The sequence below is a fragment of the Pseudomonas sp. NPDC087615 genome (genome assembly GCF_044743445.1).
Lineage (GTDB): Bacteria > Pseudomonadota > Gammaproteobacteria > Pseudomonadales > Pseudomonadaceae > Aquipseudomonas > Aquipseudomonas baetica_A.
On the sequence record NZ_JBIUWM010000022.1, the window covers coordinates 60,807 to 86,168 of the forward strand.

29 protein-coding genes, 1 tRNA gene and 1 pseudogene are annotated in these 25,362 nt (G+C 55.5%); 15 read left to right on the forward strand and 16 right to left on the reverse strand.

Annotated features, from left to right (window positions below):
- Positions 1 to 171 precede the first annotated feature (171 nt).
- The 5 genes and pseudogenes from ACIOU6_RS13230 to ACIOU6_RS13250 all read right to left on the reverse strand — a co-directional run bounded on the left by ACIOU6_RS13230 (position 172) and on the right by ACIOU6_RS13250 (position 6,003).
- Positions 172 to 1,101 carry a methyl-accepting chemotaxis protein gene (locus tag ACIOU6_RS13230; RefSeq protein ID WP_401136876.1) on the reverse strand — a complete coding sequence of 310 codons (930 nt, stop codon included), beginning with the start codon at positions 1,099 to 1,101 and terminating at the stop codon, positions 172 to 174.
- A pseudogene (locus tag ACIOU6_RS13235) lies at positions 1,078 to 2,169 on the reverse strand (methyl-accepting chemotaxis protein); the annotation flags it as partial. The pseudogene ACIOU6_RS13235 and the gene ACIOU6_RS13230, both read right to left, overlap by 24 nt.
- Positions 2,170 to 2,367: 198 nt before the next feature.
- Positions 2,368 to 3,207 (reverse strand): regulatory signaling modulator protein AmpE, encoded by an 840-nt coding sequence (gene ampE / locus ACIOU6_RS13240; protein ID WP_221730622.1) that lies wholly within the window; start codon positions 3,205 to 3,207, stop codon positions 2,368 to 2,370.
- Complete coding sequence (gene ampD, locus ACIOU6_RS13245) at positions 3,204 to 3,764, reverse strand: 1,6-anhydro-N-acetylmuramyl-L-alanine amidase AmpD (protein WP_401136807.1); 561 nt, start codon at positions 3,762 to 3,764, stop codon at positions 3,204 to 3,206. Before ampD ends, ampE begins: the two co-directional genes overlap by 4 nt.
- Before the next feature lie 64 nt (positions 3,765 to 3,828).
- Positions 3,829 to 6,003 (reverse strand): DUF1631 domain-containing protein, encoded by a 2,175-nt coding sequence (locus ACIOU6_RS13250; protein ID WP_221730620.1) that lies wholly within the window; start codon positions 6,001 to 6,003, stop codon positions 3,829 to 3,831.
- Positions 6,004 to 6,284: 281 nt separating this feature from the next.
- Here ACIOU6_RS13250 and nadC point away from each other — a divergent pair, with 281 nt between their 5' ends.
- The gene (gene nadC / locus ACIOU6_RS13255) at positions 6,285 to 7,133 is read left to right on the forward strand and encodes a carboxylating nicotinate-nucleotide diphosphorylase (protein WP_221730619.1); all 849 of its coding nucleotides are present in this window, start codon (positions 6,285 to 6,287) and stop codon (positions 7,131 to 7,133) included.
- Positions 7,134 to 7,184: 51 nt separating this feature from the next.
- Here the strand turns inward: nadC and ACIOU6_RS13260 are convergent, their stop codons facing one another.
- A complete protein-coding gene (locus ACIOU6_RS13260; RefSeq protein ID WP_401136811.1) occupies positions 7,185 to 7,484 on the reverse strand; it encodes a DUF6388 family protein in 300 nt (99 codons plus the stop codon).
- 275 nt (positions 7,485 to 7,759) lie between these two features.
- On the opposite strand from ACIOU6_RS13260, the gene ACIOU6_RS13265 reads away from it, so the two are divergent.
- The gene (locus tag ACIOU6_RS13265; RefSeq protein ID WP_401136813.1) at positions 7,760 to 8,254 is read left to right on the forward strand and encodes a hypothetical protein; all 495 of its coding nucleotides are present in this window, start codon (positions 7,760 to 7,762) and stop codon (positions 8,252 to 8,254) included.
- Between the two features lie 178 nt (positions 8,255 to 8,432).
- The gene (locus ACIOU6_RS13270; RefSeq protein WP_401136816.1) at positions 8,433 to 9,638 is read left to right on the forward strand and encodes a tyrosine-type recombinase/integrase; all 1,206 of its coding nucleotides are present in this window, start codon (positions 8,433 to 8,435) and stop codon (positions 9,636 to 9,638) included.
- Here the strand turns inward: ACIOU6_RS13270 and ACIOU6_RS13275 are convergent.
- On the reverse strand, positions 9,635 to 10,054 hold the full coding sequence (locus tag ACIOU6_RS13275; RefSeq protein ID WP_175553458.1) for a hypothetical protein: 420 nt from the start codon (positions 10,052 to 10,054) through the stop codon (positions 9,635 to 9,637). The genes ACIOU6_RS13270 and ACIOU6_RS13275 overlap by 4 nt on opposite strands.
- A 242-nt stretch (positions 10,055 to 10,296) precedes the next feature.
- On the opposite strand from ACIOU6_RS13275, the gene ACIOU6_RS13280 reads away from it, so the two are divergent.
- The 3 genes from ACIOU6_RS13280 (at position 10,297) to ACIOU6_RS13290 (ending at position 11,492) form a co-directional block, all read left to right on the forward strand.
- On the forward strand, positions 10,297 to 10,497 hold the full coding sequence (locus ACIOU6_RS13280; RefSeq protein WP_085730386.1) for a helix-turn-helix domain-containing protein: 201 nt from the start codon (positions 10,297 to 10,299) through the stop codon (positions 10,495 to 10,497).
- Between the two features lie 288 nt (positions 10,498 to 10,785).
- Complete coding sequence (locus ACIOU6_RS13285) at positions 10,786 to 11,022, forward strand: helix-turn-helix domain-containing protein (protein WP_401136818.1); 237 nt, start codon at positions 10,786 to 10,788, stop codon at positions 11,020 to 11,022.
- Between the two features lie 68 nt (positions 11,023 to 11,090).
- Positions 11,091 to 11,492 (forward strand): hypothetical protein, encoded by a 402-nt coding sequence (locus ACIOU6_RS13290; RefSeq protein WP_401136821.1) that lies wholly within the window; start codon positions 11,091 to 11,093, stop codon positions 11,490 to 11,492.
- 498 nt (positions 11,493 to 11,990) lie between these two features.
- Here ACIOU6_RS13290 and ACIOU6_RS13295 read toward each other — a convergent pair whose 3' ends face one another.
- The 4 genes from ACIOU6_RS13295 to ACIOU6_RS13310 all read right to left on the reverse strand — a co-directional run bounded on the left by ACIOU6_RS13295 (position 11,991) and on the right by ACIOU6_RS13310 (position 13,073).
- On the reverse strand, positions 11,991 to 12,317 hold the full coding sequence (locus ACIOU6_RS13295) for a hypothetical protein (RefSeq protein WP_401136824.1): 327 nt from the start codon (positions 12,315 to 12,317) through the stop codon (positions 11,991 to 11,993).
- On the reverse strand, positions 12,314 to 12,559 hold the full coding sequence (locus ACIOU6_RS13300) for a hypothetical protein (protein WP_401136826.1): 246 nt from the start codon (positions 12,557 to 12,559) through the stop codon (positions 12,314 to 12,316). Before ACIOU6_RS13300 ends, ACIOU6_RS13295 begins: the two co-directional genes overlap by 4 nt.
- The gene (locus ACIOU6_RS13305; RefSeq protein ID WP_401136828.1) at positions 12,556 to 12,741 is read right to left on the reverse strand and encodes a hypothetical protein; all 186 of its coding nucleotides are present in this window, start codon (positions 12,739 to 12,741) and stop codon (positions 12,556 to 12,558) included. The genes ACIOU6_RS13300 and ACIOU6_RS13305 overlap by 4 nt, the downstream gene beginning before the upstream one ends.
- A 104-nt stretch (positions 12,742 to 12,845) precedes the next feature.
- Positions 12,846 to 13,073, reverse strand: a complete 228-nt coding sequence (locus ACIOU6_RS13310; RefSeq protein WP_401136831.1) for a hypothetical protein — start codon at positions 13,071 to 13,073, stop codon at positions 12,846 to 12,848.
- A gap of 698 nt (positions 13,074 to 13,771) precedes the next feature.
- On the opposite strand from ACIOU6_RS13310, the gene ACIOU6_RS13315 reads away from it, so the two are divergent.
- Positions 13,772 to 15,208, forward strand: a complete 1,437-nt coding sequence (locus tag ACIOU6_RS13315; RefSeq protein WP_401136834.1) for a hypothetical protein — start codon at positions 13,772 to 13,774, stop codon at positions 15,206 to 15,208.
- Between the two features lie 121 nt (positions 15,209 to 15,329).
- Here the strand turns inward: ACIOU6_RS13315 and ACIOU6_RS13320 are convergent, their stop codons facing one another.
- Positions 15,330 to 17,117, reverse strand: a complete 1,788-nt coding sequence (locus ACIOU6_RS13320) for a hypothetical protein (RefSeq protein ID WP_401136836.1) — start codon at positions 17,115 to 17,117, stop codon at positions 15,330 to 15,332.
- Positions 17,118 to 17,334: 217 nt separating this feature from the next.
- On the opposite strand from ACIOU6_RS13320, the gene ACIOU6_RS13325 reads away from it, so the two are divergent.
- The 7 genes from ACIOU6_RS13325 (at position 17,335) to ACIOU6_RS13355 (ending at position 21,275) form a co-directional block, all read left to right on the forward strand.
- A complete protein-coding gene (locus ACIOU6_RS13325; protein ID WP_083368172.1) occupies positions 17,335 to 17,667 on the forward strand; it encodes a hypothetical protein in 333 nt (110 codons plus the stop codon).
- A gap of 722 nt (positions 17,668 to 18,389) precedes the next feature.
- Positions 18,390 to 18,806, forward strand: coding sequence for a DUF5681 domain-containing protein (locus ACIOU6_RS13330; protein ID WP_085730375.1), 417 nt, complete (start codon positions 18,390 to 18,392; stop codon positions 18,804 to 18,806).
- Complete coding sequence (locus tag ACIOU6_RS13335) at positions 18,803 to 19,234, forward strand: hypothetical protein (RefSeq protein WP_401136838.1); 432 nt, start codon at positions 18,803 to 18,805, stop codon at positions 19,232 to 19,234. The genes ACIOU6_RS13330 and ACIOU6_RS13335 overlap by 4 nt, the downstream gene beginning before the upstream one ends.
- Positions 19,221 to 19,442: a hypothetical protein gene (locus tag ACIOU6_RS13340; RefSeq protein WP_401136841.1), complete on the forward strand. Its 222-nt coding sequence runs from the start codon at positions 19,221 to 19,223 to the stop codon at positions 19,440 to 19,442. The genes ACIOU6_RS13335 and ACIOU6_RS13340 overlap by 14 nt, the downstream gene beginning before the upstream one ends.
- Complete coding sequence (locus ACIOU6_RS13345) at positions 19,439 to 20,272, forward strand: hypothetical protein (RefSeq protein ID WP_401136843.1); 834 nt, start codon at positions 19,439 to 19,441, stop codon at positions 20,270 to 20,272. The genes ACIOU6_RS13340 and ACIOU6_RS13345 overlap by 4 nt, the downstream gene beginning before the upstream one ends.
- Positions 20,273 to 20,324: 52 nt before the next feature.
- Complete coding sequence (locus ACIOU6_RS13350; RefSeq protein ID WP_401136846.1) at positions 20,325 to 20,687, forward strand: hypothetical protein; 363 nt, start codon at positions 20,325 to 20,327, stop codon at positions 20,685 to 20,687.
- A 3-nt stretch (positions 20,688 to 20,690) separates the two neighbouring features.
- Positions 20,691 to 21,275, forward strand: coding sequence for a tail assembly protein (locus ACIOU6_RS13355; protein WP_401136849.1), 585 nt, complete (start codon positions 20,691 to 20,693; stop codon positions 21,273 to 21,275).
- A 107-nt stretch (positions 21,276 to 21,382) separates the two neighbouring features.
- Here the strand turns inward: ACIOU6_RS13355 and ACIOU6_RS13360 are convergent, their stop codons facing one another.
- On the reverse strand, positions 21,383 to 21,670 hold the full coding sequence (locus ACIOU6_RS13360; RefSeq protein WP_401136852.1) for a hypothetical protein: 288 nt from the start codon (positions 21,668 to 21,670) through the stop codon (positions 21,383 to 21,385).
- 195 nt (positions 21,671 to 21,865) lie between these two features.
- On the opposite strand from ACIOU6_RS13360, the gene ACIOU6_RS13365 reads away from it, so the two are divergent.
- A complete protein-coding gene (locus tag ACIOU6_RS13365) occupies positions 21,866 to 22,483 on the forward strand; it encodes a recombinase family protein (RefSeq protein ID WP_401136855.1) in 618 nt (205 codons plus the stop codon).
- A gap of 3 nt (positions 22,484 to 22,486) precedes the next feature.
- On the opposite strand, the gene ACIOU6_RS13370 is transcribed toward ACIOU6_RS13365, so the two are convergent.
- The 3 genes from ACIOU6_RS13370 to pnp form a co-directional block, all read right to left on the reverse strand.
- The gene (locus ACIOU6_RS13370) at positions 22,487 to 23,185 is read right to left on the reverse strand and encodes a hypothetical protein (RefSeq protein ID WP_401136858.1); all 699 of its coding nucleotides are present in this window, start codon (positions 23,183 to 23,185) and stop codon (positions 22,487 to 22,489) included.
- Between the two features lie 149 nt (positions 23,186 to 23,334).
- Positions 23,335 to 23,410 (reverse strand) — tRNA-Thr (locus ACIOU6_RS13375).
- A gap of 131 nt (positions 23,411 to 23,541) precedes the next feature.
- Positions 23,542 to 25,362 (reverse strand): polyribonucleotide nucleotidyltransferase (gene pnp / locus ACIOU6_RS13380; RefSeq protein ID WP_401136860.1); only part of this gene is annotated, 1,821 nt, incomplete at its 5' end.

Here is a 25,362-nt window from a genome sequence, read left to right on the forward strand (position 1 = left end):
AGCCTTGTGAAGAGTGATCTTGGTTGATCGAAGGCGAAATGCCAGAGCATGGAGAAAAACAAGAAATGTCTTACATAGGCTGGCAAACAAGGACTACAAGCCATTCAGACAAAAAACCGAACCTGTGGGAGCGGACAGCCCACGCCCACAGGAAACAAGGTGTTTCATGAATCAGACGCGAAACGCGCTGATCAGTTGCTTGAGTTCCACGACTTGAGCCGACAACGCCCGACTGGCGTTCTCGGTCTGGTGCGCGCCTTGCGCGGTACGCTCACCGGCGCGGTTGATCTCGACGATGTTCTGGTCGATGTCATGGGCCACCGCCGTCTGCTGCTCCACTGCCGCCGCAATCTGCTGGTTCTGATCGACGATCATGCCTACAGCGCCGAGTATATTTTCCAGCGCCTGCTGGACCTTTTCCGACTGCCCGACCGTGCCGTTGGCCATCTGATGACTGACACCCATGGCTTTGACGGCTGCACCGACGCCGCCGTGAAGCTTGCCGATCATCTGCTCGATTTCTTCAGTCGATTGCTGCGTGCGCTTGGCCAGCGTGCGAACTTCGTCCGCCACCACCGCAAAACCTCGCCCCTGTTCCCCGGCCCGGGCCGCTTCGATTGCGGCGTTGAGCGCCAACAGGTTGGTCTGTTCTGCAATGCTTTTGATCACTTCCAGCACGCGACTGATCGATTGGCTGTCGCTGGCCAATTGGTTGATCACCTGCACCGACTGGTCGATTTCGCTGGCCAGTGCAGCAATGCTGCCCTGCTGCGACTCAACCAGGCCGCGCCCACTGACCGTCTCTTCATTCACGCTGTGGGCGCTGCTCACCGCTGCTGCTGCACTGCGCGCCACCTCCAGCGAGGTGGCCGACATCTGGTTCATCGCGGTCGCCACTTGCTCGATCTGCGAGCGTTGCCCGGCGACAGCTTGATTGCTTTGTGCAGAGACATCCTCCACTTGCCCGGCCTGACGCTCGACTTCGCCAACGGTTTGGCCGACGCGCTCGATCAAGTCATGAATCTTCTTCACCGTGCCGTTGAACACCTCGCCCAATTCGCCCAGTTCATCGCGGCTATTGGCCTTGAAATTAACCGTCATGTCGCCTGCCGCCACCTTGTCCATCATCGCGCCAAGGCGCTTGAGCGTGGTGCGGGTCGAAGCGTAGAAGCCGCCGTAGAGATAGAAGATCAGCACGAACACCACCGACAACGCCACAGCCTGCAAGACCATGTGCGTGCGGTTTTGCACGAGGCGCTGCTGCAATTGGGTGTCGAGGAATTTCAACGTCGCTTCGTTGAGCTGGTAGGTTTTGTCCATCAGAACGGTGACCTGGTCGTAAAACGCCTGCCACGGGGCATCCAGGGTGTCGGCCATCACCACTTGCTCTTCGAACAACTCGCTGGCCTCTTTGAGCGACGCCTTGCTGCTGTCGGCCTGAGCGCTGAGGGTTTCACGCGCCACGTTGCTGGAGCCGAGGGCATCCTTCAATTTCAAACCGTACTCGGCCTGGAGCTTTTCGATCTGCACCAGCAACTCGTCAAAACGGGTGCTCGACGAACTGTTGAGAAAACCCTGGCCCAGCGAATACGAGCCCATGGCCCGACCGTCGCCAAGGGTCTGCGTGACGGTCGGAGTGATCAGGGTCACCAGTTCGCTGAGCTGACGGATATCGCCTTGGTTGTCGCGGCTCAACCCGGCCTGACTGCTGATGATCTGGCTGAAAATCTGCGCACTGGCCAAGAGCTTTCCGATCAGGGCGCTTTTGCTTTGCAGCGAGCGTTCCGCTTGCTGGGCTTTGAATGCAGCAAGCATTTCATCGCGCTTGCCGTCGAATACTTTGATCTGCTCAGGATCGTCGCTCATCGCCGTCAACCCTTGCAGGCGAGCCAATACCGTCTGTTCGAGGGCGGTGATCTGCGACTCGACGTTACTCGTCTTACCGGACTGGCCGAGGGTGACGTTGATTTGCACCAGATTGTTGAGGGTCTCCAGATCCCGGCGCAAGGCCAGGCTGCTGCCCAGCAGGTCGAGGCTCTGCAATTCGACTCGGGTGCCCTGAAACTCACGATAGGAATCGCGTACCAGATAGAAATTGGTCACCAGCATCGGCACCAGAAACAGCACGCTGATCAGGCTGAACTTCATACCGAAGCTCAGACGGTTCATCAGCGAGACGGCGGGATAGAGCAAGCTCTTCACTGGAAGTCTCCCTTGGTTTTTCTTGTTTTTATTGGCAGGCGCGGGGCGAAAGCAGATAGCCACTATCGAGCGCCATCTCTGTATAGCTCAAAACGAAGGGAGTTTTTGTAACTTAAGGTTAACGGCGGGGTGTACCGAGGGAAATGACTCCCTCGGCACCCTCAGTCAGTGAATCAGAACTGTCCACAAGGCAAACCCGGCAAACCACAGCACCGCCGCACGCAGCAGCAGTTCCCACAGGCAATCAAGGGTGTTGATGCCTTCAGGGCCCACCGCAGGTGGCGGGATCTCCCCCGCCGCCAATCCGACCTTGTTGATCAGTTGCGCAGCACTGATGTTCCAGTTCAACAGTTCATGCAGCATCACCCGACTGACCGCAACGAAGTTGCCCACCAAGGCAAAACTCGCCGCCAACAATCGCACCGGTACCCAGTCGAAGGCATGGCGCAGTTGCGCGGCGCGTTCAACCAATGCCGGGGTCTGGCCATGTTCTTCGGCCAGCGCCAACAAGCGATAGGCCAGTGCAGCCACCGGGCCGAGCACGAAATACCAGAAGATCACCGCAAAGAAGCTCTGATAGGCCTGCCACAACAAATGGCCCTGGACCTGATCGAGCAATTGCTCACCACTGTCGGCGCAGATATCCAGATCACGCTTGGCCACATGGGCCGCCGCTTGCAGATCCTCACGGCGCCAGGCATCGCGAAACGGCCCGAGACCGCCCAGCAAGTCGCCGCGCCCCAGACTGTAAATCACCACCAGCAAATGCACCGGCAAGGCCAGCAGGCCATAAGCTACTGGCCCCAACACCACCAGCAACAAGCCGAGCAAGGCCACCGGCAGCAACACCAGAATCGTCAGCACCAGCCACGGCCGTTTGGCCAATCGCGCGCTGCTTTCGAGTTTGTTCAGTTCGCGGATCCATCCGCCATCGCGTTGAACCCGATGGCGCAGGGCCGAGAACTTCTCGACCCAGACTGCCAGCAGTAACACCAGAAAACTCATTGTCCTTCCTCTTGTGCCAGGGCTGCGCGGTAACGCGCCCAGTCGAATGCCGGGCCAGGATCGGTCTTGCGCCCGGGTGCAATGTCGCTGTGTCCGCAGATGCGTGCGCCGGTGATCGCCGGAAATGCTGTTTGCAACTGCCGCGTCAGCCTTGTCAGTGCCTGATATTGCGCATCGGTGAACGGCAGATCATCGGTGCCTTCGAGTTCGATGCCCACGGAAAAATCGTTACAGGTTTCGCGTCCGTCAAAAATCGACACGCCCGCATGCCACGCCCGCTCAAGACAGGAGACAAACTGGGTGACCTTGCCGTCACGTTCGATCAGAAAATGCGCCGAGACTCGTAGGTCGGCAATGCCTGCAAAGTAAGGATGTTCGGTGACATTCAGACGGTTCTGGAAAAATTCCTGCACCTTGCCGGTAGCGAATTGCGCAGGCGGCAGACTGATGTTGTGGATCACCAACAGGGAAATTTCGCCCGCAGGGCGTTCATTGAAGTTGGGCGATGGGCAAACCTGCACCCCGTGACACCACCCGCTAGCGGGATCCAACTGCATACCGATTCCTTCAACGCCGACTGTGTTGGCGCCCAGTATGCCGTGATCGGCCCCCGGCGCGCGATCACTTGGCGCGATTGAGTCGCCTCAGATTGCCCAGCACCGACTCCAGCGCCCGGTCGAACAACAAGGTGTCGTCCAATGCGCGTACCGCACCACGACGGAACTCAAGGGCCAGGCCGATACGGCTGCGCTCCAGCACTTTCATCCCGGTGCGGTCGACAAACACATACTTGCCGGTGGCTTCGATGATCGCCGCGAGTTTGCAGCGCAGGGTATGTTCCTCATCTTCCTCGAACGCCACCCAACTGCCCAGACGCAGTTGAGCGACCTGACGCAGCCCGGCGTCATCGCAAGGCAAACGAACCAGCGCCATGCCGTCCTCATCAGCGGTTTGCAAGACGATCTGTTGCGACACCTTGATCATCGCCGTGGCCTCATCCGCCTCTGCGGAACGCTCCAGCACGCGAACATGCAAGGCTTCGAGCTCACTGAAAAATTCGCTGGTGGCAAACGGGTCGAACGCCGAACCGTTCAGGCCATCACGCAATGACTTGAGCAACCCCGGTACCAGCGCCAGCAGACGCAGGCTCGATTGCTCGTCTTCATGCCGTTGCACGCTCCAGATCAGTTGCGTCATGGTTTGCACATCGGCCTGCCATTCGGCGGACTGATCGCCATGCTTGAGGCAGGTCAGCAGCAGCACTTTGCTCCAGGCGTTGTGCACGAACGTCACCACCGACGGTGGCAGGACTTTACCCAACAGTGCCTGATTCAGCGCCTGCTCGACCCGGCGCCGCGCCAGATCGGTTTTCGCCCGGCCCTCTTCGGCATCACGCAATCGCTGCTCAAGCAACTCGCTGCGACGACGTTCATCGCCAGTGAAAGCCAGGAAGTCGGCCAGCAACTCGGAAAAAATCGCCGGATCATCGACAAAATCCGTCAGCAAGCGCTGCACCACTTGTTCGATACGCTGATACAAACTGTCGCGCGCATCACCGTCACAATTGCCCCAGCCCATCGCCGCGTCGGCGATTTCGTTGAGCAAACGCCGCGCCGGATGGCTGCTGCGGCTGAAGAAACTCTTATCCAGCACCGCCACCTTGAGCATCGGGATTTGCAAGCGGGCGATCAAGGCCTTGAGGAAGTCAGGCAGATTGCGGTCATCGAGAATGCAGTCGAACACCATGGCAATCAGGTTGATCACGTCTTCGTCTGCGCCGCCGACAACCCGCGATTTGCCACTTTTGACACTGACCCGCGTCAGCAACTGTTCGAGCTGATTGCGCAGATCGAAATCGTCCTGCGCAGCCAACGCCGGCACGTATTGCTGCAAGTGTGAGAGCAGGCGCAGCAGGTCGCGGGTGCTGATCGGCTGGGCGCAAGCGCTGGGTTCCAGGGTCGGCGCGACACTGCCGCGCACATGCAACAACAACGCCTGCAGCGCGGCGAAGACTTCCTGCACGCTGTCGTCCGCGGGCGGCGGGTCCTGGCTTTCTTCGCTGTCCACCGTGGCCGCCGCACGATCGCTAGCTCGCCGCGCCGGTGCCGGTTTCAGGTCCGGCAACACACCCGTGGCGCTGAGCAGTTGATTGGCTTCGGCATAAAGCTGTTCCGTGCCAGCCAGCACGTAGCGCTCGAACAGTTTAAGCAGGATCAACTTGACCTTGATCTCCACGCCGAGGTTACGTCCGGCTTGCAGGAAATACTCGCAGAGCAGCGCCGGGCCGAGCGGGTTGGTTTGATCGTCAAGGGTGTTGCCGAGCAGCGCGTTGAACCGTGTGCTCAACTGATCGAGCGCGAAGCCATCGCGTTTTAGCACTCGACCGACCATGGTTTCCACCGCCACATTGCGCTCCATGTCATCGGTGCGCGGCGCCAGGTCTTCGTAAATCAGAGAGTGCGGTAGCGTGCTGTGCGTGGAATCGTATTGAGTGAGGCCGACAAAGGCTTCGAAGAACTGCTCGAGAAAGCCGCGCTCGATATTCTTGCGCTTGAGGCGCAGGTCGCGCATGGCTTCAAAAAAGATATTCTGCTCGACGTCGTTGCGTGCGCGGTCGGCCATTTCAAACAAGGTGTCATCGGCGTTATCGAACAGCTCCTGCAAACCTTGGCGAAGTTGCTGGGCAGCCTTGTCGCGAACCTGAAGCAGAATCACAGGCAGGCGGGCGAGCGGCGAGTGATTCGCCTGATCGGTAGCGGCCTTGTGCAAAGGCACTACTTTCCCGTCGTTGTGCATCCAAGCCTCCTGGAACGGTGATTCTTCTTTGAGCAGAAACCTCGAGCGCAGGAGATGTCAAAGCTATGACGTCAAATGCAAGGCGGATTATCTTGCAAAAGATGTCTCCAGCGCCAGAGGCGTCAGGGTTTCCCCTATGTCCGCCTACCTTGCAATGACCGCGCGTTCGCCGGGTTTGCTCACATAAAATCGACCGAATGCAGACCAGCACGCGAGTTCTCGCCTTGGGTTGGTTCGTGCCATGCCCCTATAATCGACCCACTTTGTTTGTGGAGCCCGTTATGCCGAATCTACGTCTCGCCGATTTGACCGCCGAAATCGAAGCCAACGTGCGCCGTGCGTTGCTCGAAGACATCGGCAGCGGCGACATCACCGCGCAACTGATCCCGGCCGAACGCCTGGCCAAAGCCACCATCATTACCCGGGACGCGGCCGTCATCTGCGGCACCGCGTGGGTCGATGCAGTATTTCGCCAACTCGATCCACGGGTGGCCGTGCATTGGCAGGTGACTGATGGCGAGCGGGTGAAACCCAATCAGCCGCTGTTTCATCTGGAAGGCCCGGCCCGTTCGCTGCTGACCGGCGAACGCAGTGCTCTGAATTTTCTGCAACTGCTCTCTGGCGTGGCAACGCATGCGCAATACCTGGCGGACTTCGTGACCGACACTCAGGTCAAGCTGCTCGACACCCGCAAGACCCTGCCGGGCCTGCGCCTGGCGCAGAAATACGCAGTGACCTGCGGCGGTTGCCATAACCACCGCATCGGTTTGTACGACGCGTTTCTGATCAAGGAAAACCACATCGCTGCCAGCGGCGGCATCGCGCAAGCCATTGCCGCCGCGCACAAGATCGCCCCGGGCAAACCGGTGGAAATCGAAGTGGAAAGTCTGGATGAGCTCAAAGAAGCACTGGCGGCCGGCGCGGACATCATCATGCTCGACGAACTGAGCCTGGACGACATGCGCGAAGCCGTGCGCCTGAACGGCGGCAAGGCAAAACTGGAAGCCAGCGGCGGCATCAACGAAAGCACGCTGCTGCCGATCGCCGAGACCGGGGTCGATTACATCTCGATTGGCGCGATGACCAAGGATGTCAAAGCGGTGGATCTGTCGATGCGACTGAGTCTCTAAGACCTTCACGCGATAAAAAACGCCAGCCCGGTTGAGGCTGGCGTTTTTGTTTCAGACCACCAGATTGTTCATCTCGCAATACTCTTGCCACTCTACGCCCAGCACTTCGGCTGCTTCTTTGTGCAGGACAAGACGTTGAGCTTCGAACGCTTCTGGCGTGCTCGTGTACTTGAGTGTCAGCTCCCACGGCTGCAGGCCCTGGGCTTCGGCTTCATCCTCGAACGCCCACTGAATCTCGTCTTTCTGATCGTCGGGACTCAAGCCCTTGATCTCGTCCATCAATTGGGGCACGTCGAGTTTGTATTTCTCCAGCGCTTGTTCGTGACGTTGCTCTTGAGTTAATTCGGTCATGGCGTTCTCGCTGATCATAAGAATGGAGGATGGATCTGGATCATCAAGGATCTCTCTGACGCGGTTTGTCCGGCCTTCGGAACCATTCGGGATCATCTGAAAACTGCTGGGCGATGCTCATGCAGGCACCGAATATAGGACGTTTGCATGACGAATTACACGGCTCTTTACATCTCTCCCACAAAAAGTTGACCTGCGGAACATAACGGTGGATTTCGAGTCATAGCGATGTGCCACTTCGGCACCCTCTCCGCTGTTCACAAGGAAAACCAGTGATGCGCAGCTTTTCGAAGATTTCCTCCATTGTCTCCGTCACCACTTTAATGGCTGCACTGGCTCTGCCGGCCAGTGCAATGGCCGTTGAACTGAGCACCAGCAGCCCCTCCTATGGCGACAAGGTTTCTCTGATTCACAATGATTACGGCAAAGAGGTCGTCATCAGAAGCGACATCAGCATCGATGAACTGAAAAAGATGCGCGACACCGTCAATGATCAGTCGCGCCAGATAGAAGAGCTCAAACGCAACAGCGGTTCGAGTAGCAGTGCCAGCAGCAAGGAAATCGATGAGCTGAAGAACAAAGTCAAAGAGCAGGATCGTGAATTGGACACACTTGGCCGTCAGGTCGAAGACCTCAAGCGCAACAGTGGCTCGAGCTCCAACTCGAACAGCAGCGAGATTTCAAACCTGAAGCAGAAGATCAACGATCAGGATCGGGCGATGGACCAGCTCAAACGCACCGTTGAGGATTTGAGTCGCAAGGTGAAATAAGGAGTTGGTGCCCGAGACAGGAATCGAACCTGCGACCTTCGCGTTACGAGTGCGTTTTTTGGCCCAATGAATATGGGCCAGGCCCAGCATCGACAGGGATCAAACGTCTGGTTGAGTCCGCCGAAACAGACCCGTATAGTCGTTTTTGCTGTCATCCTGCTGTCACGGAAGCTCCGGTATGAAAACCAAGATCACCGCCAAAACCCTCTCGGGCATTCAGCCTCAGGAAAAGCAATTTCGCATACACGACACCGCTCAGCCTGGCCTGTCGATCCGGGTGCTGCCCAGTGGTCACGCCAGCTACATGGTGAGCTGGGGCAGAAACAAGGCCGCCACCCTGGGCCGCGTTGGGATGATGACTCTCGATCAGGCCCGGACCGAGGCCGCGCGCTGGCTTGCAGAAGCGCACGCCCACGGCGCCCCGCTGATCACCGGCAAGAGCAGTCGCCGGGCTGTGCACACGCTCCAGTCATATCTGGAGGACAGCTATTACCCGTGGCTGGAAACCCACCACAAGGCCCACCAGAAGACGCGGCACGCCATAGAGTACAGTTTCGCCGCGCTGATGGGGAAAGCTCTGTCGGAGATAACGCAGCACGATCTGGAAGCGATGCGGGTGAAGTGGCTCGCGGCCGGTCTGAAGGATGCCACGGCAAATAGGAAACTGGCCGCCCTGCGCGGAGCCATTTCCAAGGCTGTCGAGTGGGGGATGCTTGAGCAGCACCCGATGACGAAGCTCAAGCCGATGAGGCTCGACACACGGGGGCGGGTTCGATTCCTGTCAGCGGAGGAGGAACAGCGCTTGCGCCAGGCGCTGGATGATCGAGAAGAGCGAATCAGGGCCGAGCGTGACAGCGCAAACAAATGGCGCGCCGAGCGGAGAAAGGAAGCGCTGCCAGACTTGAGAGAGAGGGCGTTCGCCGATCACCTGAAACCCATGACCATCGTCAGCATAAACACCGGCCTTCGTCGCGGTGAGCTCTTCAATTTGACCTGGGCCGACATCGACCTGCAGCAAAAGACACTGACCGTCGCCGGCGAGGGGGCGAAGTCCGACCAGACGAGGCACATTCCGCTGAATAAAGAGGCTCTCGCGGTGGTGAAGGCATGGAAGGATCAATCAAGCGGCGAAAGGGTCTTTCCCAGCAAAACCGGCGGCGTCATGGATAACGTCAAAAAGTCTTGGGATGGCGTCCTGAAGGCAGCCGGCGTAAGCGGTTTCCGCTGGCACGATCTGCGCCACACCTTCGCGTCGAAACTGGCCATGAAGGGCGTGCCACTCAACACGATCCGGGACCTGCTGGGGCACGCCGACCTCAAGATGACACTTCGCTATGCCCACCTTGCTCCTGACAGCAAAGCAGCGGCAGTGGAGCTCATTTAGAACGGCGGTTCGTAGGGGACAATAGTTCTACTCTCTTTGTTGTCCTCGACATGATTCAGCAGTTCCTGCCACCAGTGCCGAAGATTCTGCCGATCGATTCGCCCCACGCCCGGCACTTCCCAATATTGGGCGTTATCCCCCGTGCCAGGAGTAAGAAAGAATTTCGACGCTTTAATGGTTTCCCATAGGCGCTGCTCTTCATAAGTGATCAGTGAAGGCAGGTAATGACACAGCTGGATAAATCGCTCACTTTCGTCTGTTGACCAAATCTCGCTTACGGCACTAAGCAGCGACATGGGATGTGCTTCGCCGCCAGAAACAAACGGCGCATCTAGGTCGAAAGCTATCTCCTCAATCGCAGCCTCCACCACCCCAGTGATGGATTGACGACGGATGCGTGATATCAACTCGATCATCAGCTTAACCTTTGGATCAAGGCGCAACGTCAACGTCTCTGTCTTACGTGCTCCTTGACTCGGCTTATTTTTCGCCATTCCGCTTCACCCACAAAATTTACGCCTGAAACGAATCCTACCTTTTGCGTCCGCCGAAGTCCACGCGATCACAATCAGCCAGTGATTGCAGTTGACGTGCAATACTTACAGCAATATTATTTTGTTGCACCTTGCCCTGTCGGCAGAGGATTTGGAGATGCCCCATGGAACAAGCAAATCAGATAAGCCCGCTATCGGTGAGCGTCGAAGATGCGGCGCGAATTGTCGGGTATTCGCGCTCTGGTGTTTATGAGCTGATCGCCTCGGGCGACCTGAAGGCGTTCAAAATCGGCCGCCGTCGGTTGATCCTGATGACAGAGCTCAAGGCGTGGGTTGAGCGTGCCGCGAAGGACGGTGCGCGATGATCTTGGAATTTACCGATAAGGAGCAGCTGATGCTTCAGTCCGCCTGCGACACGTTCCAGGCTATGCAAGGAGTGAGTACCACTACCACCGAATACGAACGACTGTGCAAGCGCTGGGAGGAGGAGAAGTCTGCCGTCCTTTGGCTTGTTCTAAGTCGCTTCGTCGACGAGCCGAGCGACAAATGATCAGGGAGAAACTGCGCAGGAATGCGCGAGAAATTGCCAAGGCGGTGCGGGAACACCGCCTGGGCGAAAACACACTGGATAGCACCAATATGAAGGGCAAACTATGACACGCCACTCTTCCACCGAGCAAGACCGCAAGATGATCGAGGCGCTAAGAAACGGCCCAATCTCCTCAGTCGAAGCGGCTCAAATGCTCGACATTGTTCAGCCACCGAGCACCATTCGGCGCCTCAGGAAAAAGGGGCACGAAATCCGCACCTACTGGACGCACCAATCGACTGAGCCCGGTCGACCTCCGCACCGGGTCGCCAAGTACATTCTCATGCGCGAAGCGTCGTAAATCAGAGTTCGCATGGAGGTCTCCTCAATATTGAGGATACCCCCTTGCGCCTGCCTGTGAGCATTTGAATGGCCAGAAAAAAGTCCTACAAGGTCGACTTTGGCGGCGGTCGAGTGCTTGCCCTACCCTATCGACTGTTGATCAGTGACGCCTTCGACAACCTATCGCCCAAAGCAGTAGTGGTGCTGATCAAGCTGGCCAGGAACTACAACGGCAAAAACAACGGCGACCTCGCCTGCACTGTCGCGATGTTGTCGAGCGGACGGAGCATGGATGACAAAACGCTGAGGTCTGCGCTCGAAGAGCTGATAGCCGCGGGCCTGATCGTGAAAACGAGGGAGCACGGTCCTTTCGCAAAGGATGGGAAACACCAGCCGGCACTGTATGCGATCACCTGGGCCGCGATAGACGATTGCCCCGGCAAGAACCTCGAACTTCGCCCGGGCCCGCCCCGCTTCAAGTTCGTTTGATTTCGAAATTGCCGGTGGGATTTTTTCCGGAAAGTACTGGGAATTTTTCCCAGTGGTTAGGGTGGCAATTGTCCGGTTCTGTCCGGTCAAGATTTCTCGCTGATCAACCACTGGGATTTTTTCCCAGTGCCCCCCCAATGAAATCGGGGCCTGTAGCGATCAGGCCAACGGGAAAAAATCCCAGTCTTATATAATTACACCACCATGGGGGTTATTGAATGACCTTGCACGCCATCAAACAGGTCAGCTGCCAGCACGGTTATGCAGGCAAATGTAAGCGAGCTGGAGGCTTCACTTTTCTCGTTGTCGAGTTCCTGCCATGGACGCAGATCGGGATGTGTCGCCCATGTGCGGAAGAGGTACGGAAGGATCTGATCTACCAGGTCGAGAAAGGAAAAGGCCGGTAGTTGACGATCTAACTCGACTCGCTCCCACAGCAAAAAGGCACCACCCCTTTGCAGGGTAGTGCCGTCGATACAACGAAAGTTTCGTAGTTACTCAGTCGGTCTCCGCGGGGCTGAATGGCTGAGCACCATCACGCAGCGCGCGAATCCCGACCATCGCCGCCAGGGCTACGCGCTCAATAAAACCAAGTTCAAGGCAGGTATAACGTCCTCCCATCCCGGACAGGGCGAACCGGATCGCGTCGAACGCTTCAGTTTCGTCAAGGGTCGCTAGGTCGCGCACTTCGCACTCGAAGAAGTCGATACCCTTCTGCCAATCGGCCGCAACGCCGGGATTGTTCCGAGGCCAGTTTACGAGGCGTCCGACATCATCGCGCTGGGTGAAGCTCAGGTCGTCCCGTGATCGAATAGAGGCGCTCATTGGGCCACCTCCACCGCGTCGAGCGACTTCTGCATCTGCTCGACTTCGCTGTCGACGTAATTCGCCCAGTCGTAGCCAAGGAAGCTGCCGAGGCTGGCCAGCTCTTCGATGTCGTGTGACTTGCCGTGCTTCAAATCCTTGCCGATCGCGTTGAAAAGCACCCGCATATTGCTGATGCGTTCGTGCGTGGCGCGCAGAAGCTCAAGGGCTTCGTCGGCGATGCGGGCGGCTGGCTGGCTCATTGCACACCCCCTACACAGATTCCGCGGAATGGCGCGGCGCCTGGCAGAACCTTCACACTGATGTCGCCGAGGATCTTCAGTGGCGCCAACTGCGTCAGCTTGATGTTGGCCGGCAGCTCCATGGTGGTGATGACCTGCCCGTGCGCATCCAAAATTTGGATGGTATTCTGTTTAAATTGCATGACGTTCACCTTCAAGAGTCGTCGTGTGATCGCCAGGCCGCTGTTGACGCAGCGGCCTGGCACTTCTTCTCTGATGGCTCAGATTTGAGCCACCATTTCAACTGTTACTGCTTACCCTTCTCGCTGATCCATCCTGCCGCCCAGCTCATTGGGTCTTTCGTTCCCATCGGCTTGAGTGGCTTGCCATCCCGGGCTGCCTGCCTGCCCTCCTCCTCTGTTTCACCGTGAATCCATACGGTTGTTTGCCTAAAACCAGCTTCGCGCTGACGCTCTTTGTAGATCCTCTGGCGATCGGCCGCAGATAGCGGGCCTTTCGATTCCTCTTTCTTCACAACAACCTCCGTTAGCAGTCACGATAGACCAATAATGAATCATCGTTAGCAGTCACGCAAGAGGAAGGGTGCAAAAAAATTACACCCCCAGAGATGCGCGGACTTTTGCTCACATCTGGATTAGAGATCTGAAAGTGGGAATTCCCGCTTTGCTGTTATCTGTCGGGTTTGCCGACACTTTCGCGAGAAGGTCGTAAAAGGCGGAGAGGTTTACTCCAATGGCGGAAACCTCGACGCGCCACCAATAGTGGGAGACCCAGACTTCCACCACCGGTTGGAGTTACAGACGCATTTGCCTGATCACCTGGCGCGGATCGGCGTCGGCGGCGATCACTGAGGTCGCGTCCCGAGTGAGCTGATCCAGCGCATTCTGCTCGAATTCATCGGCGACCGACGTAGCTCTGCGCAGGATCAGGAGGGCTAGTCCGGGAGGACTTTGGTGTTGGCTGGGTTGGCAGGTAATCGCAATTGACGAACGACATACGGGCTCCGGGTGATGTCCTGAGATTTGAGGACATCGCCAAATGCAGGCAAAGCCCCTGAGAAACCTCGCTGCCACAGGAAAAAATCTCGATTTGCGAGGTTTAGTCGATAACTGTTCACATCTTCGATGTACTCAACTTTGAGCACATCCGTTCACACCATGATCACGATTCGAGCTATCTTTTGGTCACTGTCGAAAATTTAGGAAGGTTCTTATGCTGTTCTGGGAATGGGAACGCTTAGAGTCGTATGTAGAAAAGAACTTTTTCAGAATATCCGATCCAGGGAAGCTCTTGGCTCCGATTCGCAGCGTAAAAATCTGGAGAGACCATAACCTTCGCCTTTTTATGGAGACAAAATCAGCGCAGCACCTGAAAAATAGAGAACAAGAATATCCGCCTGGCACGGTGCGCATGAATGAAGATGCGGTGGAATTTATTAGTCCAGGAGGGGCAACAGCTCGCGCTTATGGTGTAGATATTAGGAATACGAAGAGCCATTCAAATCACCAGCACGGTACGCATGAAACAACTCAGACCTGTTCGCTGCATAATTTTGAGACCGTAACATCTCGAACCGGTACTGTGAGCTACATTTTTGATTGGGTGGCTAATATTGATAAGGGATATTATATCTGGCCAGACATCGCAAAAGACTCAATGCAGGAGATATCAACCCGTACCTTCGGGTACGGCGATGAAGCGGTCACTCTGACGACCACCTCCACGGATGAAAGCGGTTCAAGAAATTGCTTGGATCTCAACATCGGAGGATTTCGGGCGATACTAGGCTCCACTAAGCCTGAAACCGGAAGAGAAAATGTTAAGCCGGGGTATATCCTTTATATAGGAGATCCAGATGAGGAGACCAGGAAGAGAATTCGAGATAGCTTGTCCTTTGCACTTGGATTCCCCATCGTTTATTTGGGGTGCGCAAAATATAGCGAAAAGCAGGAGCTGCTCAGTTTCAAGGCAATAAACGCCTACTCTATGGATGGTAGGGCCTATAACGTTGCTGTTATGCCTCCAGCACCAATCTCCACGCCAGTGGGAAGCAATATGCTCGACAAGGGAAAACTTGAAAAAGTAGCGACCTCTTTTTTTGCTAATTACAACAATTACAGTCTGAGCTCCCTCAATTGGGTTTATTGGCACGCCGTGACAGCACCAGCACACATGGCTGCGGCATATTTTGGCGCAATCATCGAAACGATTCAAAAAAAATATATCGATGGAGAGGGCGCCAAATTCAATAATCTCATTATTCCCAAGCGCGAATACCACACCCTAAAAACAGCTATATTCGAGGCCATTAAGGATTGCGACTTAACACCCGAAATCAGAAAAGTTTTTCATGACAAGATTAGCAATGGGAATACCATATCTCTAAAAGTCAGATCTCAGCGATTCTTTGAGCATATAAATTTGAGCATGGGAGACGCGGAAGTTAACGCATGGCAACGGCGCAACGATGCTGCTCACGGCAACGAGTTAGTAGACGGGGATTACATCTCTCTCATAAAAGATACTAAATTACTAAAGCTAACTCTTCACAGAATTGTTCTAAAGATTACGGGCGCGAGCAGTGAATATTATGACTACTATTCATTAAATTTTCCGATCAGGAGCATTCAATCTGGCGTAACGGAGTGAGACGGACCGGACTCATGAGACCTAATGACCGAAACGTGTCATACCAGCTAGTGCCAGAATTGAGGGATGAAAGAAGGCTCTATAAATGAGCCTTCCTACCTCCCAGCTTAACGGCGCAAAACTATTGCCCTTCCTTTGCACTTTGAATGCCTAAATTTATCGCCTCAAATGTTACACAGACCTTATCGAGCAAGCCAACAGCTTGATCTATTGCAGACGCTGATCGATCAATTCCGACCAATGCGTAAGCGTCATCAATTTTGCTTGAAGGCAAATGAGCATCTCCCAGACGCAAATCATAGACGCCTACCAGCGGACCTAAAATTTTTCTGGCTTCAGCCTCATCATTAATTGCCTTACTTAGCACGGCCTGCAGTAGCTTGATAGATCCTAATGTTTCCTTTGGACCAAGCTTTAGAACACTACGCAAGAATGGAATATCGAATGAATCCGCCGTTAAACGCGCCACGTCCTTTGCCAGAGATAAAATCCCCGATGGAGCAAGCGATCTAAATCTATGAACTCTAGAAAGCACATCTTGCTGGACGTCATGGGGGCGGAACAGTGGAGATCCAAATCCTTTAACGAAAGTTACATCTAACTCTTCAAGAAGCTCTGCAAATCTGGCTTCAGGCGCTATAGTATCAGCAGGCCCTTTTCCCATTTGAGCAGACATCAATTCAGCGGAGACCGGCCCATCTGGTGCCGCGTTGTGCCCATACCACACACGTTGCTGCCACTGTGGTAGCTTCGCGATATCGTAAGCATACACATTAATATAACCACCAGCATTGATACCAAAATGCGTATCGTAATCTGGAGAACATTTCACCCCTCCAGTATTTTTAGAATACCAACTTAGGGAACTGCCTCGAAAACCTAGCAACGCTTCGATAACTTGAGGTTTAAACCACAACCATCTGCCGACATCCTCATTATCCAGTGCCGAAGCAGGGAGGCGCTCGCCGCTTGCATCAACTACATATGCTAAATCTTCAACCGGATCGTCGTCTCTGATTCTCGTACTGCGATCCGCTGGCTCAATCCAGTCCTCTCGCCACAATTCGCCCTCTGTACGATATGCGTAGGGCGTATCCGGTCGTGTGTAAGTCGACGATTTATACTCCGTATTTTCGTCACTCTCGCCATCAAAAATAGGAACATCCTCGCCTTCATCAACGTCAGTTCGCCAAACTTGCATTAAGGCTACGCTCCCCCCCGTCATCCAGCCTCGGGAATCGACTCCAAACACCCGGCTACTAAAGCGTCCCTTGTCATCTTCGACAAGAAGCCCATTTTCTGGCCAAGATAGATAAGAGGGATCGTCGAGTAAAGCCATCCGCTGACGATATTGAGAGATCCTTAGAGCCATGCCTCTAGCGCACAAATAATCACGTAAGTATTCGGACTTAATATCGATTGAAACTACATTGCCTCCTGCATCTCGACGTCGGCGAATGACTTCTTCATACCCCTCGTCAACAGCAAGCCAGACATCACCCTCCTTAAGCAGGCGTAACGCCATTATCAAGTCCTGGTTAATAAACCACTCGCGCTCATGGTTACCATTAAGTGAGTGCACAAGGACCAAATCGACACCGATGGGCTGATCATCATTAAACCAATGAACATCCGCCGGCTTATACGGTAAGTTCTTGTAGGCGCTCGGGCCTGGATTTTTAATCAGCCCAATATCGCTCCAACTTAATCGTTCGCCTATCGCACGATGCTCAAGAGCAACCGCTACACTCCCAACGCAGTCCACTTCTTCCCGCAAACCGATGGTGTTCTTTTCACCTTGAATAACTACTGTTTCACTACGTCTAAGCGGAATCCAAACCGATGCAGATAGACGCCGTCGGCGTACTTCTGCCATCTCGAACCATTCTTGAGACGGATGCTCGCTCATAACCAACCTCCCTTGTTTTTCATTTATATTCCATCAAAAGCGTGTATCCGACGAGGGTAGCATCTCTGGATACACCCTGTAGGCTTCAAAACATTCAGATATCGCCGTGCCCGAAGCATCATTGGACAAATACCTGACAGCAGGTTAGAACAGGGCAATCAGGCCAAGGTAGACGTGAGTGAACCGCATCAAGTTATAAGAGAGGGGGAAAAGCCGGATGCGACTCAATGTCAGCGGTAAACGCATTTTCGGCGATGGAATAAGCTTTGAGGGTGAGTACGCGGTCCTTGAAGCAGTGCTGATAGAGGAGCGAATGATGGTGACATTCGACTGGATGGCCTTTGAGAAGGATGTTCCTGCTCGAAACCTCTTTTGCTATGACCGATCCGGAAACCTTCTATGGCGCGCGCAAGACATCGGAATGGGGATCGTGGATGCCTATACCGGCGTGACGAACGAGGAGCCGCTGTGGGTTGGGAACTTTGCTGGCTTCAGTTGCCGAATCGATGAAGCGTCTGGCCAGGTGCTAGAGACTCGCTTTACGAAATGACTGGCTCACTTTTGGGCCATTCATACAGATGTGGGATTTTCTCACTTTGCCCTGTCCGCGAACTACCGAGGATTTCTCGGTAGTTCGAACCCCCTCATATCCGGGGTATTACCCCGCTGGGGGAAGATGTGCTCAAAACTGAGCGCATCGAGTACGCGACACGTTTTCATAATTCGCAAAACGTGTCGCGACACCTGCCATACCGAAATGGGAGGTCAGGTCCAGCCCCCAACGGGGGTTGGATCGCTCAACTTCCCCCCATTGGGGGGTGTTCCTCAAGTTGAGGAAGTCCCGCCACTCCACGGCAATTTCCCAACCTTCATTGCAGGATGAATGACTGGGCTGAAAGTTCAGCCGTGTATCACTTTGGCTGTCGCCAACTTACTGCAACAAAAATTCTCCCTTCTCGACCAGCAAAACCAACTATTTCAGTCCCATTCCGTCCTGTTACGTGTAGCACCTGAGGTGCACCCAAAAAACACTGGATATAAGATCAGATCATGCCTAATGTGGGTTTGAAGCTTATTCGAATCCACTCGAGGCCATCCCATGAACACAGCCAAGACCGCTCGAGGTCGACAACACAAACCGACTCGCTCAGAGGTAGCCGCGGCGTGGGGTCGCCTGCGCGACGCTGCCAGCGAAGGAAGCATCCAGGCATCCGCCCTCCTCATCGCGCTTGCGGAAAACAAACCGGTCATTGCCATGGAATCGCCCTCCGCATGACTGAGCGCGACAAGAGCGGGAAATGGAAGCCCGGGCAGTCAGGCAACCCAGGTGGGCGCTCCGGGCAAACACAGGAACTTCGCGCTCGACTTGCCGAGGGTGCGGACGCAGTTACAAAGAAGGTGCTCGCGGCTGCCAAGAAGGGCGATATGCAAGCCTGTCGACTGATCCTTGAACGCCTTGTCCCGCCAATCAAACCGACCTCCGAGCCGGTGCAATTTGAACTCGACGATACAGACCTACCGAGCGCAGCCAAATCAATCATGCGTGCAGTTGCCGGCGGACAACTCGCGCCCGACCAAGGAAAGTCACTCATTGAAGGCTTGGGCGCCGTCGCCCGAGTGATCGAGGTTGCCGAGCTTCAAAAGGCCGTCGAAGAACTCCGCACGCAAATGGAGGGAATGCAGCAATGAGCATCAAGTCATTGAAGGCAGAACTACAAAGGATCGCCCAGAAGATCGGCGCCGCAGATGAAACAGTGCTGCTGATTGTGCTCGCAGTGATCCGAGCGCATACCAGAGAGATCCAAGCGGAAGAAGACTTTCCGAAAACCGCTGGGCACCAGGTCGACTATCGAATTCAAGGGCAAAGCGTATCGCTCTTCTTCCCCTTCGCAGAGATGGATAGCGACCAGGGTGAGCAAATGGCGAAAGCCATCATTCTTCACACTCGACAAATTGAGCGCGCCGGCCGGACAGCTCAAGTCGGCATTCTCGATATACGCGCCGCGCCCGAGGAAGGGGCTTGGATCGTTACCTGGCCTCCTGAAGGTGTCTCGATTGAGCAGCACGCTGCAGAGCTATATCAACGGATCGTGGAGGCGCGTAATGAACATCCGTAACCAAATCGCCCGCCTGAAGCAGACCGCCGGCGACTCCCAGTTTAGCAGCGACGTTCGGCAGATCAGCCAGCTGATGGACGAGTTGAGCGCCGAAGCCGTCGGCGGCGCCGCTGTCACTGGCGAAGTATCTCTCCTCGAAACTTTCAACGCCTCTACGTCCTCCGTCTGCCCCACTCCAACCCCAAACAATCCAAAGGTAACGCGATGAAAATCGGCAAACGCTCAGTTCTCAAGGTCGGCTTGGCCAACCTCCACTACTCCGAATACGAGCACTCTCGTATTGAGTCTCACACCTTCTCCATCCAACGTGCGGACGGGACCAAAGGTGTATGGCAAGCCGGCGGTTTGATGAAGTCCGCTCGCCAACTTCAAACACTCGCGCTGGAGACCTTCAAAGACTTCGGCGAAGAGATCGTCTCGATCCGGGAAAACAAAGATTTCAACGCGTCTGCGATCGAGCGATTGAGCAAAGAAAAAATCGAGGCTGTTTCAGCCGCGCTCCTTCCAGCTATGCAGTCGGTTGCAAAGGATATGCGCACACTCGCAGAAACCGTCACCCAAGGCTTCTCCCCTGTCACTCCGCGCGCGAGTAGTGACATCGCGGGCTTTCTCGCAGACCAAGAGCTAAGAGCGCTTGTGCGCGAACTCAGTCCAGAAGAGCGCCGCAACCTCATGTCTGAGGCTCGTCAAGGTGGTCATCCCGATATCGTCGAAGCAGTGTTGAGAGCAAACCCGATGCTCTCCGGCATCAACTCTGAAGCAGCAGCGAGCCTTTCCCGAGCAGGCATTGCCGCCTCCCGCGCTGATGACCTTGAGGCTCTTCGCCAAATGCTGGCCGTCTACGACGATGTACTTGCTACCACTTCGCAGGTCGGCGTATCGCTCAGTGGAATGGTTGCGAACTCAACTGGCTATGCAGGTCGATTTGAAAAGTGGCGATCGGGTTGTGCCGGCTCAGAGGCGTTGCGCGCTTGGCTGGAAATGATCCCAGCTCGAGGCAAGCCGAAGGCTACGGAGGAAGAATCCGAAGCCGCGTAAGCGGTTCGACTTGCGGCCGTCACGGTGCGGCCGCCAACTGGGAGCAAATACCTTGACCACTTACCAGGAACGCTTCGCCGAGGCGTGCAAGACAACCCTCTTTGCACCCTACACGCTGAAACAAGGCCCTGATTCTGGCTACGTCGTGTGGGATGTCCAGCACGTCCGCGACGGCCAGAAGGTGACGATTGACGGGCCGTTCTTCACCGAGGACGAAGCCCGGGTTTCGGCCGACCTTCTGCGCGGAACCTTCAGGGGTGCCAGGGCATACCAGGGGATTTACGAACGGATCTGGAACTACGACCCGCGGCAAGAACAGGTGACGGTCGACCAGGCGCGTATGTCGCGCTCGCTTCTCGCAATTCGACTGGGTGTTGCGGAACCCATCAACAGCGCACAGGGCGCCAAGGAGTAAACCATGGCTATGGCCACCAACTACGGCGCCAAAACCCGAATCCTGCTGGGCGGCTCGGCCGGCAAGCTGTTCGGGCGCGAACACATTTACGAACTCTCCACCGGCGACACGCGAGAGGCTGTGAAGGCTATCGACGTTAACCACCCTGGGTTCGTGAAGTACCTCGCTGATGCAAAACGGAAGGGTCTTGAATTCGCCGTGTTCCGGAACCGAAAGAACATCAGCGAGCGAGAACTGAAGATGGGTGGCGCTCAGGAGATCCGGATCGTCCCGGTAATCGCTGGGAGCAAGCGTGCAGGTCTGTTTCAAACTGTACTTGGCGTGGTTCTGATCGCCATGAGTTCAGTTACGAACGGCGCGACCTTAGCACCAGGGATTGCACTCGCCGCCGGCGGAGTCATCCAGATGCTTAGCCCTCAAGCGACTGGTCTTAAGCAGAGTGCATCTCCCGATAATTCACCGAGCTACAGCTTCGGATCTGCGCGAAATACAACGGCCAGCGGCAACCCGGTACCGATCTGCATCGGCGAACGCCGGTGGGGCGGGATGATCATATCGGCTTCGATCTACGCTGAGGACAAGACGTAATTAACTTAAGCAGACAAAGAGATCCGCAACAAGCATCAGCAGCAAATCCTCGCATCGAGCTATAAACAAAAAAACCGGCCATTAGCCGGTTTTTTTCGCATCAGCATTTAAGCCTGATGCATATGCATGGATGGCATTGGTACCACAGTAGCGAACAAGCTAGCACCTATGGCGGTCAGAACAAACCACATACTTTTAATCATTAATTTATTCATATAGACCCCCTTATTATAAGTATTATTTTCAAAACTAGGCATTGCGTTTTTTTCATCGTTTAAAGCTAAATATTGCGTACAAATCAAACACATAAATGCCATGGCCATAGCTATCGCTTGAGGAATCGAACCTATCCCACCACCCGAAGTCGTTTTTAACCTACCGGTTAAGTTCGCCAATTATATCAATACAATTAGCTTTTGTCAATCAAAATATTGACAACCATGAATAAATAGTATCTAGAATCACGTTTTGCGGGGTATGCCTGAGCTGATACGCGCAAATTCGTCTTCATTTGCGCAATTTGCTTGATAAGTGACACTCATAGTGCAACAGTATTAGTAGAACACCTTAACTGATACGGACAGCACATCATGTTCATCCGCGCATACCTCCGAGCATCAACCGAAGAGCAGGACGCCGGCCGCGCCCGCGCATCGCTCGAGCAATTCGCCACCGACCACAACAAGGTGATCGCGAGCGTGTACCTGGAGAACGCCAGCGGCGCGTCGGCAGATCGGCCTGAGCTGCTGCGCCTGCTCAAAGATGCGCGCAAGGGTGACGTCCTGCTGGTGGAGTCGATAGACCGCCTCTCCCGCCTTCCTGTGGAGGATTGGCAGAAGCTCAAGGCTGCGATCGACTCCAAAGGCTTACGCATCGTCGCGCTCGATCTGCCGACCAGTCACCAAGGAATGAAGGACACCAAAGGCGACGAGTTCACCGGCCGAATGCTGGGCGCGATCAACTCGATGCTGGTGGAGATGATGGCGGCGATCGCGCGCAAGGATTACGAGCAGCGCCGCGAGCGGCAGGCCCAGGGCATCGAGAAAGCGAAAGCCGCCGGCAAGTACCAGGGCCGGCCGGTGGACGCTGATCTGCACAAGCGCGTTTCGGAACTGCTCGGCGCCGGCCTGGGTATTCGCGCAACCGCTCGGCACGCCAACTGTTCAACGACGACGGTACTGAGAATTAGAGAAAAAGCTACCGTCTGAAAACTATGGCTGCGGCAACGGTGGCAGCTTTGGCAAAGGCGGCAATGGAAATGACGGTACAGGTAAGGCGGGGAGAGGGGGCGGCGGCGGGCGATGCCCAAGCCTTATTGCCAGTTCGCGCTGAGAAGAAGACAGCGCCGGCCAGATCATATGAACGCTCGATAACTTCATCTCCCGCAGGTCCTTTTTATGCTGATCGCGCCGAAGGGCAACCTTGAAAAAAGAAGGGCTATGGTCGATGTCGTTCTCCTTCAGCCTCCACAGAACCACGAAGGCGAATTTCGGAGAAAGGTACCCATGACCTTGATAGTAGCGAAGTGCGTTAGCGAGTATTGAGCCGCCCTCTGCGTCGGCGAGCTTCTGCAGCGATCGCAAGCAAGCATCGTCGCGCATCTTCTGTGTCAAACGATCCAGCTTTTTCTGCGTGTCCTTTGCGGAGAGCTTACGGCCCGCTTCAAATACCGAAACACCGAATCTGAGGATGCACTGAGAACCCACCCAAAGCGCGTGGCCTGTGAGCGCGTTTCGAATCTCAAACTGATAGCGGAGCGACTCCTGATCACAAAGCTCACACGTCTCAGTCGGGTGCTCGTGATCCCTCACCACGTCCTTAAAAGACCACTCCTCGAAGGCCTCAGGCAGCGTCTTGCCTACAGACAGCGGAATGATGTTTTCCCAGACTCGCTGCGGGTAACTCCCCATGACCTGGCTCCTACTTCGTCCTTGCTTGATCGGAGTCGGCGCATTGCGAATCCGCCCTTTCCGCACCACGTTATCGAGCGGAATGCTGTCACCTTGCTGTCACAAGCTTTTTTAGAAACTGATCAGTAGCCGGCAAGTCCTTATTTTACTGGTGCCCGAGACAGGAATCGAACCTGCGACCTTCGCGTTACGAGTGCGCTGCTCTACCGGCTGAGCTACACGGGCGGTGGGCTAAACCTAGCACCGCTCTTGAGGTCCGGCAACTCGGGGCTTGGTACGGTTGATTTCAACAGACAAAAAAATGCCCCGCCGTTTTCACGGCGGGGCATTTTTATTGCGCTAACGCTGCGGGGTGTTTAAACGCCCGAAGCCTTGGCAGCTGCCACGTCTTTGATGGACAGCTTGATACGGCCGCGGTTATCCACGTCCAGTACCAGCACTTCCACTTCCTGACCTTCTTTCAGAATGTCGGTCACTTTCTCAACACGAGCATCGCTCAGCATCGAAATGTGAACCAGACCGTCCTTGCCCGGCAGGATGTTGACGAATGCACCGAAGTCGACGATGCGCTCAACCTTACCGACGTAGATCTTGCCGATCTCGGCTTCAGCGGTAATACCCAGAACACGCTGACGAGCTGCTTCAGCCGCTTCCTTGGTTTCGCCGAAGATCTTGATCGAACCGTCATCTTCGATATCGATCGAAGCCTTGGTTTCTTCACAGATCGCACGGATGGTCGCGCCACCTTTACCGATAACGTCACGGATCTTGTCGGTGTCGATCTTCATCGCGATCATGGTCGGAGCGTTGGCCGACAGCTCGGTACGCGACTGGCCGATGATCTGGTTCATCTGACCGAGGATGTTCAGGCGCGCTTCCAGGGCTTGGCCCAGAGCGATTTCCATGATCTCTTCTGTGATGCCCTTGATCTTGATGTCCATCTGCAGTGCGGTAACGCCTTTGGCAGTACCGGCTACTTTGAAGTCCATGTCGCCCAAGTGGTCTTCGTCGCCCAGGATGTCGGTCAGGACTGCGAATTTCTCGCCTTCCTTAACCAGACCCATGGCGATACCGGCAACCGGTGCCTTCATCGGTACACCAGCGTCCATCAGGGCCAGGGAAGCGCCGCAAACGGAAGCCATCGAGCTCGAACCGTTGGATTCAGTGATTTCCGAAACCACGCGAATGGTGTACGGGAACACGTCAGCGGCAGGCAGCATGGCCGAAATCGAACGACGGGCCAGACGGCCGTGACCGATTTCACGACGACCTGCACCACCCATGCGACCACATTCGCCCACCGAGAACGGAGGGAAGTTGTAGTGCAGCATGAACGGGTCTTTTTTCTCGCCTTCCAGAGTATCCAACAGCTGTGCGTCACGGGCTGTGCCCAGCGTCGCGACGACCAGAGCCTGGGTTTCGCCACGGGTGAACAGAGCCGAACCGTGGGTCTTCGGCAGAACGCCGACTTCGATGTTCAGCGGACGTACGGTGCGGGTGTCACGGCCGTCGATACGTGGCTTGCCGTTTACGATGTTTTCGCGAACGGTGCGGTATTCGATTTCACCGAAAGCCGCTTTGACTTCGCTGGCAGAAGGCTGGCCTTCTTCGCCGGACAGCTTGGCAACAACCTGGTCTTTCAGCTCGCCCAGACGTGCGTAGCGGTCAGCCTTGATGGTGATGGTGTAAGCCTGGGAGATCGCTTCGCCGAATTCGGCACGGATCGCGCCCAGCAACTCGGTGGCTTCTAGAGCAGGAGCCCAGGTCCAGGTTGGCTTGGCAGCTTCGGCAGCCAGCTCCTTAACGGCGTTGATCACAACCTGGAACTCGTCTTGAGCAAACAGTACCGCGCCCAGCATCTGGTCTTCGGTCAGCTCTTTGGCTTCCGACTCAACCATCAGCACAGCGTCCGAAGTACCGGCAACGACCATGTCCAGGCTCGAAGCAGCTTGTTGCTCGTAAGTCGGGTTCAGCAGGTAGCCGGTGCTTTCGTGGAAAGCTACACGAGCGGCGCCGATCGGGCCGTCAAACGGGATACCCGAAATGGCCAGGGCAGCCGAGGTACCGATCATCGCAGCGATGTCCGGATCGGTCTTCTTGCTGGTGGAAACGACGGTGCAGACAACCTGCACTTCGTTCATGAAACCTTCTGGGAACAGCGGACGGATCGGACGGTC